Genomic DNA, 12,094 nt, shown 5'->3' with positions numbered 1-12,094 from the left:
GCGCATGGCTTGTTCTTCGGCGGGGGTTTTGGGGGTGGCGGGCTCGCGGGGGCCGGTGTTCAGGTACGTCGTGAAGGTGGCCGGGGTGTGGTGGATCGGGCGGTGTTCGAAGAGGAGTTTGCTGTCGGACGGCCAGGCGGCACGGGACAGCGGATGTACGTGCCAGTCGACCCACAACGGGAGGCCGTTCACGACGTACTGCGCGCTGCTTGCCCGCGTGCCGGCCGGGCCGTTGTGGCGGGCGTCGATCGTGAAGGTGCGGGCGGTGCTGGGGAGTACGAGGGTGTCGAGGTGGGAGTCCTCGACCACGACGAGGAGGTCTACGTCGCTCCACTCGTCGGCGCGGCCGGTGCCGAGGGAGCCGACGAGGGATGCGCCGACGACTGCCGGGTCTGCCTGGAGTGCGGCTGTCGTCGTACGGAGCCAGTGGTCGCGGAGTTCAACGAGTGGATGCGTCATCGGGGGAGGAACACCTCGTCGGGTGGATGGGCGGCGTCGGCGAGGGTGAACGGGTGTACGCCGCAGTGCTCGATGCCGCGAGTACCCGTAAGCGTTTCGATGACGACGCTGTGGCAGACGGCGATGAACGGCGTACCAGTGGAGTGACGGCGGAGGGCGTCGAGCGCCCGGCGGCGGACGGAGGTGTGGGGTTCCCAGGTGCGGGACTCGCCCGGCGGCCAGCTGCCGTCGTACCGCGTGCGTTCCTCGGCGGCGGCCAGTGCTTCGGTGGATCGCCAGGTGAGGGTGTTGTCGGGAAGCCATTCGCGCAGGTCGACGTCGACCGCGGTGAGCGGAAGCTGGGTCTCGGCGGAGATCAGCGCGGCGGTCTGGAGGGCGCGCGTCATCGGTGAGGCGATGATCCGGTCGGCGCCGCAGTCGCGTAGCCGGCGGCCTGCCTCCTTCGCCTGCTGCACACCTCGCGCGGACAGCGGCGCGAAGTCGCGCGCCGGGCCCCACCAACCCTCGGAATCCAGTTGGGTGCCGTCGGCCTCGCCGTGCCGGACGAGCAGGATCATCACTCCTCCCCGGAGTACCGTTCCCAGGCGGACTGCCTGCTGACGCCGAGCGCTTCGCCGATCCGCGCCCAGGTCACCGACCGCGAGCGCAACCGCTGCACACGATCCTGTACGGCGGCCTCGACCTGCCCGCGGGACGCGTCCAGGCGCGCCATGTCCGCCAGCAGTTCCTCGTCGGTCTTCCCGTCCAGCGGCGGGAACGACGGCAGCGGCTGGTCGCTCATCACGCGCTCGCACAGCTCGACGCATTCGTTGCAGATGAACACTCCGGGCCCGGCGACCAGGTGCTGTACCTCGTCCCGCACCTTCCCGCAGAACGAGCAGCGCAACACGTTGTCCGGCATCGCCAACCTCCAAGTTGTCAGGTACGTCCTGACACGTCAGGGTAGCCCTGACAAATCACGGGGGTCAATCAGTTCTTCCGGGCGATCACATACGCGCGCTGGGTCGTCTCCCCCTCTCCCGGCTCGCGAACCGTCGTCGACCAGGTGCTGAAACCGGCCGCGTGCAGCAGCCCGGAGATCTCGTCCGGCTGCTGCCGGTACCACTCGAGCTCGATCGGTGTGCCGTACAGCTCGGTACGCCGGCTCCGCTCGCTGCCGACCTGGAACGCCAGCATCAGCACCCCACCCGGCGCGAGCACCCGATGGAACTCGGCGAACACCTTTGCCCGAAGCTTCCACGGGGTGTGGATGATCGAGTAGAACGCGAGCACGCCGCCGAGCCGCGCGTCGGGAAGGTCGAGCGCCAGCAGCGAGCCTTCTTCGAACCGCAGGTCCGGGTACGTACGCCGGGCCAGCGCGACCATCCCCGGCGACAGGTCGACCCCGAACGCGTCCAGCCCGAGCCGCGCCAGTACGGTCGTCACCCGCCCGGATCCACAGCCGACGTCGGCGACCTGTCTGTTGCCGTCGGCAAGTATCAGCTCGGCGAACGCGGCCAGCAGGGCACGCTCCAGCGGCAGGTCGTCCAGCCCCGCGCCGACCACGTCCGGATGCCGCGCCGCCAAGGCGTCGTACGAGTCCCGCGTCGCCGTCAGATCCACCATGACCCGCGAGCGTAGACGCCCCCACCGACAGAAACCGTGCAGAATCTCAGACGTGCCGACGTACGTGCGATACCAGAGCCCCGTCCCCGACCGCCGCGGCCGCCGGATCGGCATCTTCGGCCTCGTCAACATGCTCGCAAGCCGCGGCTACCTGACCCCCGCCGAGGAACGATTCCGCCGTACGACGAACGACTGGTACGACGCCGCCTACACAAACCCAGCGACCGCCTACGAGCAGAACCCACACGCCGCGTCCTGGTTCAAACCCACCGCCGCCCACCTCTTCGAACCCATCCCCGGCTACCTGAAGATCCTCGCCGCCCACAACCTCCCCTGCGAGCGCTACACCTCCACGACTCCCGGCCAGATCGTCTACGAGGACGACCACCAGGTTGTCGTCGTACCACCCGCAGACCTAACGGCCCCAACCACGATCATGTGGCTCCGTCCCAAGGTGAACTGATGGGGCTCGTCTACCTGACCGGCACGTCCGGAGTCGGCAAGACGGCCGTGGGCGACGAGCTGCGGCGGCGTGGGTACGAGGTGTACGACGTCGACAGGGATCGCCTGGCCCGGTGGTTCGACGATGCGTCGGGGACCGAGGTGGTCATGCCCGCGGACCGGGACGACAGGTGGTTCGCGGACAACACCTACCGACTGCCGCCGGCAACGCTCCACGGGCTTGCGACCGACGGGATCACGTTCGTCTGTGGGACGGTCGGGAACGAGGACGAGATCTGGGACCTGTTCGACACCGTCATCAACCTGACCGTCGACGCGGCCACGCTCGAACAACGGCTCGTCGCGCGCGGCGCCTTCGGGTCGAGCCCGGCGGAGCTCGAGCGAGTCCTCAGTTGGCATGCCAACCAAGACGCGGACAATGCGAGGTACGGCGCCGTACTGCTCGACGCCACCGGGCCGATCCCAACGGTCGCCGATCGCCTCCTCGACGTATTGAACGTCCGCATGAACTGGGACGAATCGGCACTGCCGCGCGGGATCGTCGGTCTGCTCGCCGAGCCGCGGACTCTGACCGAACTGGCAGACAAGCTCGCCGCCACGGACGCCCGCGTGCTCTGGTACCTGGAGAAGCTCCGCGACACCGGCCGCGTAGTCGAGGACTCCGGCCGCTGGCGCCGTACGGACGCCGGCGCCGCGCTCGCGGAGAGCCCGGCCCCCGGGACCGGCGCGCGTAGCGAGATCCCGGGGTCGAGTGCGCAGGACTACGTGCAGGCGTACGCCGACGCGGCCGCGGGGATGTACGCCGCCGGCTTCGTCCAGGACAATGGGGAACACGCCGGGCGGGTCCCAGGGGAGCGGGTCGCGGAGTTCCACGAGCGGCTGGTCAGCCTGGTGAACGAGTACTTCGCCCCGGACAAGATCGACCGCTCCGCGGCCCCGAAGTACGGCTTCCGCTGGGTGCTCACGCCGGTGGATCTGCACCCGTTGGACGACTGATCGGCGTGAACTGACGCGGTGGATCACCTACCGTAATCCCATGGCGTTTGCGGCGAAGGGGAGTAAGGGCGAGTCGTTCCTTACCGTGGTCGTGGGTGGCGGGGCGGCGTTCGGCCTGATCGTGCTCACGTCGCGGGCGTGGCAGACATGTCATGTGGAGATCGCGGGGAAGGTGCCGAGAGGGCTCACCTTGCTGTTCCTCGGGGTGCCGATCGCCTTGATCGTGAACCTGGTGCTGTTCACCGTCGTCTTCCGGTACGCCGGGAAGGCGTTCCTGTTCTCGCTGTTCGCCGCCTGTGTCGCGATCGCGATCGCCGACCTCGCGCTGTTCTCCTGGCAGGGCACTCCCGCCGGCGCCCACGGCACCTGCCCGGGCAACGTCCCACCGTGGTGGCCGAAGGGCCTCCCGACCTGACGCCGGATCCCCAGGCCATCACAATCGCGCCGCGCCGACGCCGGGCACGCTCAGCCGCGATCATTCGCCACAATTGTGATGGCCTGGGGATCCGGGTCAACCTGTGGGGCGCAGGCGGAGGAGCGCGGCGGCGCGGTGGGGGACGCCGAGGTGGGTGGCGTCCGGGAAGAGGCGAGCCCAGGAGCCGGCGCGGGTGAGTTGGCTGAGGCGACGGGCGAGTTCGGCCGCGCGCCGCAGGTCCGGCAACGTATGACCGTCGGCCGTCCACGCCTCCAGATACGCGTCCTCCAGCCGCGCGACGACCTCCGGTCCGTGCAGCTCGGCCGCCCGCTCGAGGGTGACCAGCAGGCTGAAGAACGGATGCCCGACGTTCGCGTCGCCCCAGTCGAAGAACGTGTACCGTCCGACTCCCGCGACCAGGATCTGCCCGTCGTGCAGGTCCGCGTGATCCAGCGAATCCGGTACGCCGATCGCCCGCAACTCCTCGCACCACCCGACCAGCCGCGGCCGCAGTCCGGACAACTTGTCAGCGGTCGACGTCTCGAGCACCGCCGCGTCGAAGATCCCCGGCAACGCCGGCACCCGCGCATCCGGTACGCCGAGCCGCAACAACTCGTCCACCCGCGGTACGAGCGCCCGCTGCAGCTCGGCGTACTGCGTCAACACGTCGATCCACTCCCGCGGTCCGGGTGGCAGGACCCGCAGCTGGTCGCCCCCGGACGGCATCAAGGACCACCCGCGCGCGGCGTCCACGGCGTACGGCGTGAGCACGTGCTCGGGCGTCCACCGCGCCAGCGCCTCACCCAGCCCTGCCTCGAACGCGGCCCCGGGTGCGCCCGCCTTGAACCACACCGGATCGGCCGCCTCGACCCGTACGATCACCGACCACGGCCGGACCCGGACCCGCCGCTCGCCGAGCTCCCGTACCCCGATCCGCGCCAGCTCGGCATCCAGCCAGCCGAGCGCCGTGGCGCGCCACGCCGGATCGTCCCAGGGAGTCCGCGCGTCCGGGTACGCACCGCGGTCGATCTGCATGCCGGGACCATAATCGAGTCATGAGCTGGCCGGCATCCAAATACCGAGTGGGGATCTCGGGCTGGCGCTACCCGCCGTGGCGCAAGACGTACTACCCGGACGGACTCCCGCAGCGCGCCGAGCTCGAGTACGCGTCCGCCCGGCTGAACTCGATCGAACTCAACGGCTCGTTCTACGCCTTGCAGCGACCTGAGTCGTACCAGCGCTGGTACGACGAGACGCCCGACGGGTTCGTCTTCTCCGTCAAAGGCCCGCGTTTCGTCACGCACCTGAAGCGGCTGGCCGACGTGGACGCCCCGCTGGCGAACTTCTTCGCCTCCGGAATCCTTGCGCTGGGCAACAAGCTCGGCCCGGTGCTGTGGCAGCTGCCGCCGAACTTCCGGTACGACGCGCCGCGGTGCGCGGACTTCTTCGCGCAGCTGCCGCGGACAACGGTCGCCGCCGCCGAGGTCGCGAAGGGCCACGACGAGCGGATGGAGGGCCGCGCGCTGCTCGAACCACGCGTCGACCAGCCGCTCCGGCACGCGATCGAAGTACGGCACGAGAGCTTCAAGACCGCCGGCTTCGTCGAGCTGGCGCGCGAGCACGACGTCGCGGTGGTCTGCGCGGACACGGCCGGCAAGTGGCCGATGTTCGACGACGTCACGGCGGACTTCGCGTACGTCCGGTTGCACGGCGCGGAGGAGCTGTACGTGAGCGGGTACGACGACAAGGCACTCGACCACTGGGCCCGCAAGATCCGCCGGTGGAAGTGCGAGGCCTACGTGTACTTCGACAACGACGTCAAGGTGCACGCGCCGTACGACGCCGAAGGCCTGGCGCGCCGCCTCGGGATCAGTTCGGCGGTCGCCGAAGCGTGACGGCCTTAGCCTCGGCCGCATGACACAGAACCCGGGAGAACTCGTCGCCGAAGCGGTGCAGCGGTCGCTGAAGCTGGTCGGCACCTGGCCGGCGTGGGACGGCGTACCGCGGACGTCCGACGACGACCGCACGTTCACACCACACAAGGCGGTCCGCCGGATCGCCGACCACCTGATCGATCACCTGGCCGAGGTCGAGGCGCTGCTGGCCGGCGTGCCGACGCAGCCCGACGAGTGGCACGCGAGCGCGCTCACCTCCGCCGCGGACCTGGCGCCGTTCACCGCGGAGGATGTCCGCGAGGCCGAGCAACGGCTGACCCGGCTCGGCCGCACCTTCGTCCTCCGGTACGCCGCCCTCGACCCGGCCGAGTGGGACAAGGACCGCAGCCCGAACTGGACGCTCCGCAAGATCGCCGAACACCTCACCGAACTCGACTGGTACGCCGCCCAGGTCGGCGACCTGAGCTAGCGGCGGACCTGCCGCACTGACCAACTCGGCCGCTTCCCGTAGCCGCACGCTCAGCGCCGGGACGGCGACGCGCTGAGCGGAGGTTGGTCAGTGCGGGAGGTCCGCTAGAACAGCCGAGCCCCGACCGGCTCCTCCAGGTCGAGCAGGAACTGCTTCCGCTTGAGCCCGCCCGCGTACCCGGTGAGCGATCCGTTCTTCCCGATCACCCGGTGGCACGGGACGACGATCGACACCGGGTTCTGCCCGACGGCCTTCCCCACCGCCTGCGCAGCGTGTGCCGGCTCCCCGAGCCGCTGGGCGATCTCGCCGTACGTCGTGGTCGCGCCGTACGGGATCTCCTCGAGCACCGCCCAGACCCGCCGCTGGAACGCGTCGCCCTCAAGCCGGACCGGCAGGTCGAAGGAGACCCGCGAGCCGGAGAAGTACGACTCCAACTGCTCGACGACGAGCGCGATGAGCGGGTCGGTCGCCTCGACCCGCTCACCCAGCGTCTCCGCCGACGGCTTGACCCAGTGGTGCGGAAAGTAGATGCCGACCAGCGCATCCTCCGACACCACCACCGTGAGCTCCCCGATCCGGGTGCTGACCACCGCATGCCTGTTCATACAGACAGAACGCGCTGGCGGCTACTCCTGTGAGGGGATCAGCGCCGTGGTGAGGCTGACGCGGCTCCGGCCGGCGCGCTCGGCGCGGTACGGCGCGAGCAGTTCCACCAGTCCGGCCTGGATCTCGGCGAGGTCTTCCGGATTCACGTACAACATGGTCTGCCCGACGCCGAAGAGGTTGCGCAGTTCGAGGTCGTCCGCGGCCAGGAACCGGTCGAAGTCCTCGGCGAAGTGCCCGAGGAAGGCGAGGACCGAATCCCGGAGCTGAGCGTCGGTCATCGCGCGCAGCTCGTCATGGTCGACCTGTGCGACCCGTTCGCCGAGTGCCAGCGTCCGCTCGACCGCGCCACGCACCCGCCGCTCGGCGACCACGGTCAGGATTCGCGCCTCGACCAACGCGGCGACGTGCCGGTAGAGCGTGGCCGGCGTGACGTCCGGGAGCAGTTCGCGCAACGCGGCCGTGGTCAGCTCGCGGCCGCCGAGCTGCTGGATGATCCGCAGCCGCACCGGATGCATCACCACGTCGGCGACCGACAGGGGTTTCTCGGGCATCTCGTTTCCCACCATTATTATCACTCTGATAATGTTCTCACTGCTAGACCGATTCTATCCGGAGGTGGCCGATGACGACGCTGCGGTACGACGACCAGACCCTGCGGCTGATCGGCACCCGGGAGCCGATCGCCGAGCGGGTCGCGCGATGATCCGGGCGGACGGGTTGAGCAAGCGGTTCGGGCCGGTGCAGGCGGTCGCCGACGTGACGTTCACGGCGTCGGCCGGGTGCGTGACCGGACTGGTGGGGCCGAACGGCGCCGGCAAGTCGACCACGCTCCGGATGCTGCTGGGGCTGGTCGAGCCGGACGGCGGAACAGCCACGTTCGGTGGTACGCGATACCGGGAGCTGGCGTCGCCGGGCTCGACCGTCGGGGCGGTGCTGGATATCGCCGGCGCGCATCCGGCGGCCACCGCCCGGGGCCAGCTGACGACGGTCGCCGCACTCGGCGGGCACCGGCGGGAGCGCGTCGAGCACGTGATCGACACGGTCGAGCTGCGGTCGTACGCCGACCGCCGGGTGAAGGGGTTCTCGACCGGGATGCGGCAGCGGCTCGCGCTCGCGACCGCGTTGCTCGGCGATCCCGACGTACTCGTGCTCGACGAGCCGTCGAACGGGCTCGACCCGGCCGGGATCGTCTGGCTGCGGACGTTCATCCGCGAGTACGCGGCGTCCGGGCGGACCGTACTCGTGTCCAGCCATGTGTTGACCGACCTCGAGCACTCCGTCGACGACATCGTGCTGATCGACCGCGGCCGCACCACCTGGACCGGATCATTGCGCGATCTCACGGCGCACGGGACGACGCTGGAGCAGGCGTTCCTCGCACTGACCACCAAGGAGCTGACGGCGTGAACCGCCTGATTCGTGGCGAGGCCACCCGGCTGGCAGCGGTCCGCCTGCACCGCTGGACGACCCTCGCGGCTGTCCTCTGCGGCGGCGGCCTGACCGGCCTGCTCAGCCTGGTCGGCCCGGAGAACGCGGAACCGCCGATGCCCGGCATCGACACCCCGGAAGGCGCCGCGCTCGTCGTCGGCATCACCGGCGTACTGCTGTTCGTCCCGGCTGTGATCGGCGCGATCGGCATCGCCGGCGAGTACCGGCACCGCACCATCGCGACGACGTTCCTGGCCGCACCGCGACGCGGGCGGGTGCTCGCCGCGAAGCTGCTCGTGTACGCCGGACTCGGCCTCGGGTACGGCGTGATCGCTGCGCTGACGTCCGCACTCGCACTGCTCGGGGCCGTGCTCGCCCGCGGCGTCGACCTGACGATCGCGCCCGCGGACCTGGCCGGTCTGCTGATCCGGCTCGCCGTCGCCGCGACCGTGTACACCGTGCTCGGTGCCGCGATCGGTGCCCTGGCCCGCAACCAGTTGGTTGCCGTAGGCATCATTATCGGCTACTTCTACTTCCTGGAGTACGTGCTGCTGATCATCCCGGGGATCAACACCGTCTACCCGTATCTCCCAGGCGGCGCGACCGCCGCCCTGACCGACTTCACGTTCATCGCCGGCGCCATCGCCGAGCAGACCGCGTCCGCCGGCCCGACCCTGCTCCCCGCGGCAGGCGGCGCCGCAGTCCTCCTGACGTACGCCGCCCTTGCCGCCACCGCGGCCGCCGTCCTCTCGCTCCGCCGTGACATCACCTAGCACCGAGCCGGCGAACCAGGCTCAGCTCGCGGCAGGCCCGCCCAGGCGCCGTCTGCAGCCGGCGCCCGGACAGGCTGTGCTCACGACCCGATGCGCTCCCGCGTCCGGCTGCGGAAGTCACGGCCGACCGCGGTGATCTCGTCGGTGTGCAGTTCAGCGATCGCGACCGACGGCGTACCGTCCTCCGCGCACTGCGTCAGCCACTGGCCGCGCGGCCCGGCCACTCCGGACGACAGGCCGCCTTCCGGGTTGTTGGCCGTCGCCGCCAGGCTGACCCAGCACGTGTTGTTCGCGGCGGCGCCGCGCACCTGCACGGCGATGTTGTCGTTCCGGCCGATCGCGCTGGCGTACGACACCAGTACGCCGTCGGCCCCGAGCCGGTCGTACTCCGTGAACAGCTCCGGGAACAGCACGTCCAAGCCGAGCGCGAGCCCGAAGCGGACCCCGTCGACCTCGAACGTCACCGGCTCCCTGCCCGCGGAGTACATCCAGGTGACCTTCGTGGTGGAGAGCATGCGCTCGTCGTACCGGGCGACGACCTTCCCCTGGTCGGACACGACGTACATGCTGTTGTGCGGCCGGGCGTCGGGGACCTGGTGCACGGACGGGATCACGGTCCAGATCCCGAGCTCGCGCGCCAGAGCGGTGATCCGGTCGAGCTCGCCCTGCAGGGCCGTCCAGTCGGCCTTGGTCCAATCGGACGGGCCGATCTCGTCGGGGCCGAGCGACGACATCACCCGCTTGCTCGGGAAACAGATCGCGCCCTCGGTGAAGTGCACCATCCGGGCGCCGGCCTTCGCGGCCTCCCGCATCAGGGTGCGGATCTCGTCGCCGCTCTGCCGAAGCAGGGCGGCGTCGGTGGGGTCTTCATGGACCGTCGACTGGGTCGTGGCGATCCGTAGGATTTCCGGCATGTCTGGTTCTCCTGTTGGAGTTGGACGGAAGTGCCGGAGGGCAGTGGTGTAGGACTCGCCGGTTTTGGCGGCTCGGGCTCGGACCCGTTGCTTGAAGTTCCTGTGCGCTGTCATCTGGCCTTCCACGCACTCGTACGCGATCCCCCAGCGATCCGTCCGAGGCGGGTGACCAGGACGAGCGGCCCGAGACAGGAAGTCCCTTTGCCTTCTCGGTGTGACCGGGCTGGGGCCGGTCGACGAAGGTGAGGCGCGGGCCGCGCCGGACCCACATCCTACTGAAGCCCCCGCCGGAGTCAATCAACGACGCAGTACGTCGTCCGCCGCGTCCATCGCCACGCCGACCAGCTCCGGGCTGAGGTCGACGACGGTGTTCCCGTCGGCGTCGAGTTTGCCGGTCTCGGTGATCGACAGGCCGATCAGCGCGAGCGCCCCGGCGCGGTGCCGCTGCAGCCGGGCGTACGGGTCCTCGGCCGGGTTCGGGGCGGTCGTGTCGTCGTGTTCCCAGGCGGCGACGGCCCGCTCGGCGAGGGCCGCCGGTACGGTCACGCGGATCGCGGGCAGGCCCGCCGCGCGGAACGTCGTACCGATCAGACCCAGCACTCGTGCGTCGTTGGCGTACACGTTCTGGATGGTAGAGGTCGCGGGCGGCATAAAGTCGGACGTGGACGCGGTTGTTTCCGGAGTACGCGCAGACGACGTTGGGAGCAGAGGGTGAGCATTCGGGTCGGGTACAAGGCCTCGGCGGAGCAGTTCGGGCCGCGGGATCTGGTGGAGTACTCCGTGCGGGCCGAGCAGCTGGGACTCGACAGTGTGACCGTGTCGGACCATTTCCTGCCGTGGCGGCACGAGGGCGGGCACGCGCCGTTCGCGCTCGCCTGGCTCGCGGCGGTCGGCGAGCGCACCGAGCGGGTGCAGCTGGGTACGTCGGTGCTGACGCCGACGTTCCGGTACAACCCGGCGGTGATCGCGCAGGCGTTCGCGACCCTCGGGATGCTGTACCCGGGGCGCGTGATGCTCGGGGTCGGTACCGGCGAGGCGCTGAACGAGATCGCCGTGTCGGGGATGGAGTGGCCCGAGTTCAAGGAGCGGTTCGCCCGGCTGCGGGAGGCGGTGCAGCTGATCCGCGACCTGTGGACGAAGGACGGCGTCAGCTCCGAGGGGCCGTACTACAAGACCGTCGACGCGTTCATCTACGACCGTCCCGAGACCCCGCTGAAGGTGTACGTCGCGGCGGGCGGGCCGCTGGTGGCTAAGTACGCCGGGCGCGTCGGTGACGGGTTCATCGCGACGTCCGGCAAGGGCATGGAGCTGTACACGGACAAGCTGATCCCCGCCGTCCGCGAAGGTGCCGAGAAGGCGGGCAAGAAGTTCGAGGACCTCGACCGGATGCTCGAGGTCAAGGTGTCGTACGACCGGGACCCGGCGGCGGCGCTGGAGAACACCCGGTTCTGGGCGCCGCTGTCGCTGACGCCGGAGCAGAAGCACAGCGTGACCAGCGCGACCGAGATGGAGCGACTCGCCGACGAGTTGCCGATCGAGCAGGTCGCGAAGCGCTGGATCGTGGCGTCGGACCCGGAGGAGGTCGTGAAGCAGTTCCAGCCGTACGCCGACGCCGGTTTCAACCACTTCGTCGTCCACGGACCGGGGAACGACCAGGAGCGGTTCCTGACCCAGTTCACCGAAGACGTGCTTCCGTTGTTGCGCAAGCTTGGCTGACAATCACCAGATGGGTGATTACGAGATCGTCCAGGACAGTGACCCGCGGTGCGCCGAGCTGGAAGCGGCCGGGTACCGCGTGGTCGCCGAGTCCTGGGCGGTCCGGCTGTTCGACCCGGACCGGGAGCTGCTGGAGTCCGCGGTACGGCGGGCCACCGTCGGCGGGCTGACCATTCGTGAGCTGGGGCCGGAGTCCGCGGCGGCGCTGTACACGCTCGAGTCGACGAACCAGCCCGACTACCCCGACACGCCCGCGACCCACCACCACGTCGGCGAGCTGGCCGACATCGAGGCACTCTGGCCGGCGAACCGCGTCTTCGGCGCCCTCGACGGCAACCGCCTGGTCGGCGCCACGG

Annotated in this window: 18 protein-coding genes; 9 read left to right on the top strand and 9 right to left on the bottom strand. The window is 69.9% G+C overall.

What is annotated here, in order from left to right; translation table 11 throughout:
• From VFF46_RS02255 to VFF46_RS02240, 4 genes are all read right to left on the bottom strand, one after another.
• Positions 1-459 (bottom strand): nucleotidyltransferase domain-containing protein (locus tag VFF46_RS02255; protein WP_325035292.1); only part of this gene is annotated, 459 nt, incomplete at its 3' end.
• The gene (locus VFF46_RS02250) at positions 456-1,016 is read right to left on the bottom strand and encodes a histidine phosphatase family protein (RefSeq protein WP_325035291.1); all 561 of its coding nucleotides are present in this window, start codon (positions 1,014-1,016) and stop codon (positions 456-458) included. The genes VFF46_RS02255 and VFF46_RS02250, both read right to left, overlap by 4 nt.
• Entirely contained in the window at positions 1,016-1,360 is a 345-nt protein-coding gene (locus VFF46_RS02245; RefSeq protein ID WP_325035290.1) for a ClpX C4-type zinc finger protein, read from the bottom strand. The genes VFF46_RS02250 and VFF46_RS02245 overlap by 1 nt, the downstream gene beginning before the upstream one ends.
• Positions 1,361-1,428: 68 nt before the next feature.
• On the bottom strand, positions 1,429-2,064 hold the full coding sequence (locus tag VFF46_RS02240; protein ID WP_325035289.1) for a class I SAM-dependent methyltransferase: 636 nt from the start codon (positions 2,062-2,064) through the stop codon (positions 1,429-1,431).
• Between the two features lie 52 nt (positions 2,065-2,116).
• On the opposite strand from VFF46_RS02240, the gene VFF46_RS02235 reads away from it, so the two are divergent.
• The 3 genes from VFF46_RS02235 to VFF46_RS02225 are packed head-to-tail and all read left to right on the top strand — an operon-like array spanning position 2,117 to position 3,937.
• Complete coding sequence (locus VFF46_RS02235) at positions 2,117-2,527, top strand: hypothetical protein (RefSeq protein WP_325035288.1); 411 nt, start codon at positions 2,117-2,119, stop codon at positions 2,525-2,527.
• Positions 2,527-3,522 carry an AAA family ATPase gene (locus VFF46_RS02230; RefSeq protein WP_325035287.1) on the top strand — a complete coding sequence of 332 codons (996 nt, stop codon included), beginning with the start codon at positions 2,527-2,529 and terminating at the stop codon, positions 3,520-3,522. Before VFF46_RS02235 ends, VFF46_RS02230 begins: the two co-directional genes overlap by 1 nt.
• A 40-nt stretch (positions 3,523-3,562) precedes the next feature.
• On the top strand, positions 3,563-3,937 hold the full coding sequence (locus tag VFF46_RS02225) for a hypothetical protein (protein ID WP_325035286.1): 375 nt from the start codon (positions 3,563-3,565) through the stop codon (positions 3,935-3,937).
• 96 nt (positions 3,938-4,033) lie between these two features.
• Here the strand turns inward: VFF46_RS02225 and VFF46_RS02220 are convergent, their stop codons facing one another.
• On the bottom strand, positions 4,034-4,972 hold the full coding sequence (locus VFF46_RS02220) for a phosphotransferase (RefSeq protein WP_325035285.1): 939 nt from the start codon (positions 4,970-4,972) through the stop codon (positions 4,034-4,036).
• A gap of 20 nt (positions 4,973-4,992) precedes the next feature.
• Here VFF46_RS02220 and VFF46_RS02215 point away from each other — a divergent pair, with 20 nt between their 5' ends.
• Together VFF46_RS02215 and VFF46_RS02210 are read left to right on the top strand one after the other, a co-directional pair.
• Positions 4,993-5,832: a DUF72 domain-containing protein gene (locus VFF46_RS02215; protein WP_325035284.1), complete on the top strand. Its 840-nt coding sequence runs from the start codon at positions 4,993-4,995 to the stop codon at positions 5,830-5,832.
• Between the two features lie 19 nt (positions 5,833-5,851).
• Positions 5,852-6,301 (top strand): hypothetical protein, encoded by a 450-nt coding sequence (locus VFF46_RS02210; RefSeq protein ID WP_325035283.1) that lies wholly within the window; start codon positions 5,852-5,854, stop codon positions 6,299-6,301.
• 104 nt (positions 6,302-6,405) lie between these two features.
• On the opposite strand, the gene VFF46_RS02205 is transcribed toward VFF46_RS02210, so the two are convergent.
• Both VFF46_RS02205 and VFF46_RS02200 read right to left on the bottom strand, forming a co-directional pair.
• Positions 6,406-6,906 (bottom strand): methylated-DNA--[protein]-cysteine S-methyltransferase, encoded by a 501-nt coding sequence (locus VFF46_RS02205; protein WP_325035282.1) that lies wholly within the window; start codon positions 6,904-6,906, stop codon positions 6,406-6,408.
• 21 nt (positions 6,907-6,927) lie between these two features.
• Positions 6,928-7,458, bottom strand: coding sequence for a helix-turn-helix domain-containing protein (locus tag VFF46_RS02200; protein WP_325035281.1), 531 nt, complete (start codon positions 7,456-7,458; stop codon positions 6,928-6,930).
• A gap of 148 nt (positions 7,459-7,606) precedes the next feature.
• Here VFF46_RS02200 and VFF46_RS02195 point away from each other — a divergent pair, with 148 nt between their 5' ends.
• Positions 7,607-8,314, top strand: coding sequence for an ABC transporter ATP-binding protein (locus VFF46_RS02195; RefSeq protein ID WP_325035280.1), 708 nt, complete (start codon positions 7,607-7,609; stop codon positions 8,312-8,314).
• Entirely contained in the window at positions 8,311-9,108 is a 798-nt protein-coding gene (locus tag VFF46_RS02190; RefSeq protein WP_325035279.1) for an ABC transporter permease, read from the top strand. The genes VFF46_RS02195 and VFF46_RS02190 overlap by 4 nt, the downstream gene beginning before the upstream one ends.
• 80 nt (positions 9,109-9,188) lie before the next feature.
• Here VFF46_RS02190 and VFF46_RS02185 read toward each other — a convergent pair whose 3' ends face one another.
• Positions 9,189-10,022, bottom strand: coding sequence for a carbon-nitrogen hydrolase family protein (locus tag VFF46_RS02185; protein WP_325035278.1), 834 nt, complete (start codon positions 10,020-10,022; stop codon positions 9,189-9,191).
• 297 nt (positions 10,023-10,319) lie between these two features.
• Positions 10,320-10,643 carry a hypothetical protein gene (locus tag VFF46_RS02180; RefSeq protein ID WP_325035277.1) on the bottom strand — a complete coding sequence of 108 codons (324 nt, stop codon included), beginning with the start codon at positions 10,641-10,643 and terminating at the stop codon, positions 10,320-10,322.
• Between the two features lie 90 nt (positions 10,644-10,733).
• Here VFF46_RS02180 and fgd point away from each other — a divergent pair, with 90 nt between their 5' ends.
• Both fgd and VFF46_RS02170 read left to right on the top strand, forming a co-directional pair.
• Positions 10,734-11,738, top strand: a complete 1,005-nt coding sequence (gene fgd / locus VFF46_RS02175; RefSeq protein WP_325035276.1) for a glucose-6-phosphate dehydrogenase (coenzyme-F420) — start codon at positions 10,734-10,736, stop codon at positions 11,736-11,738.
• Between the two features lie 10 nt (positions 11,739-11,748).
• Positions 11,749-12,094 (top strand): hypothetical protein (locus VFF46_RS02170; protein WP_325035275.1); only part of this gene is annotated, 346 nt, incomplete at its 3' end.

Source organism: Kribbella sp. (genome assembly GCF_035655035.1).
Classification (GTDB): domain Bacteria; phylum Actinomycetota; class Actinomycetes; order Propionibacteriales; family Kribbellaceae; genus Kribbella.
This window is presented reverse-complemented; position numbering and strand designations above follow the sequence as displayed.

Excerpts from the sequence above, each read along its gene's own strand:
- VFF46_RS02210 (WP_325035283.1), top strand. The coding sequence starts at position 5,852 with ATGACACAGAACCCGGGAGAACTCGTCGCCGAAGCGGTGCAGCGGTCG.
- VFF46_RS02205 (WP_325035282.1), bottom strand. The coding sequence starts at position 6,906 with ATGAACAGGCATGCGGTGGTCAGCACCCGGATCGGGGAGCTCACGGTG.
- VFF46_RS02245 (WP_325035290.1), bottom strand. The coding sequence starts at position 1,360 with ATGCCGGACAACGTGTTGCGCTGCTCGTTCTGCGGGAAGGTGCGGGAC.
- VFF46_RS02230 (WP_325035287.1), top strand. The coding sequence starts at position 2,527 with ATGGGGCTCGTCTACCTGACCGGCACGTCCGGAGTCGGCAAGACGGCC.
- VFF46_RS02220 (WP_325035285.1), bottom strand. The coding sequence starts at position 4,972 with ATGCAGATCGACCGCGGTGCGTACCCGGACGCGCGGACTCCCTGGGAC.
- VFF46_RS02240 (WP_325035289.1), bottom strand. The coding sequence starts at position 2,064 with ATGGTGGATCTGACGGCGACGCGGGACTCGTACGACGCCTTGGCGGCG.
- VFF46_RS02225 (WP_325035286.1), top strand. The coding sequence starts at position 3,563 with ATGGCGTTTGCGGCGAAGGGGAGTAAGGGCGAGTCGTTCCTTACCGTG.
- VFF46_RS02195 (WP_325035280.1), top strand. The coding sequence starts at position 7,607 with ATGATCCGGGCGGACGGGTTGAGCAAGCGGTTCGGGCCGGTGCAGGCG.
- VFF46_RS02250 (WP_325035291.1), bottom strand. The coding sequence starts at position 1,016 with ATGATCCTGCTCGTCCGGCACGGCGAGGCCGACGGCACCCAACTGGAT.
- VFF46_RS02185 (WP_325035278.1), bottom strand. The coding sequence starts at position 10,022 with ATGCCGGAAATCCTACGGATCGCCACGACCCAGTCGACGGTCCATGAA.
- VFF46_RS02200 (WP_325035281.1), bottom strand. The coding sequence starts at position 7,458 with ATGCCCGAGAAACCCCTGTCGGTCGCCGACGTGGTGATGCATCCGGTG.
- VFF46_RS02215 (WP_325035284.1), top strand. The coding sequence starts at position 4,993 with ATGAGCTGGCCGGCATCCAAATACCGAGTGGGGATCTCGGGCTGGCGC.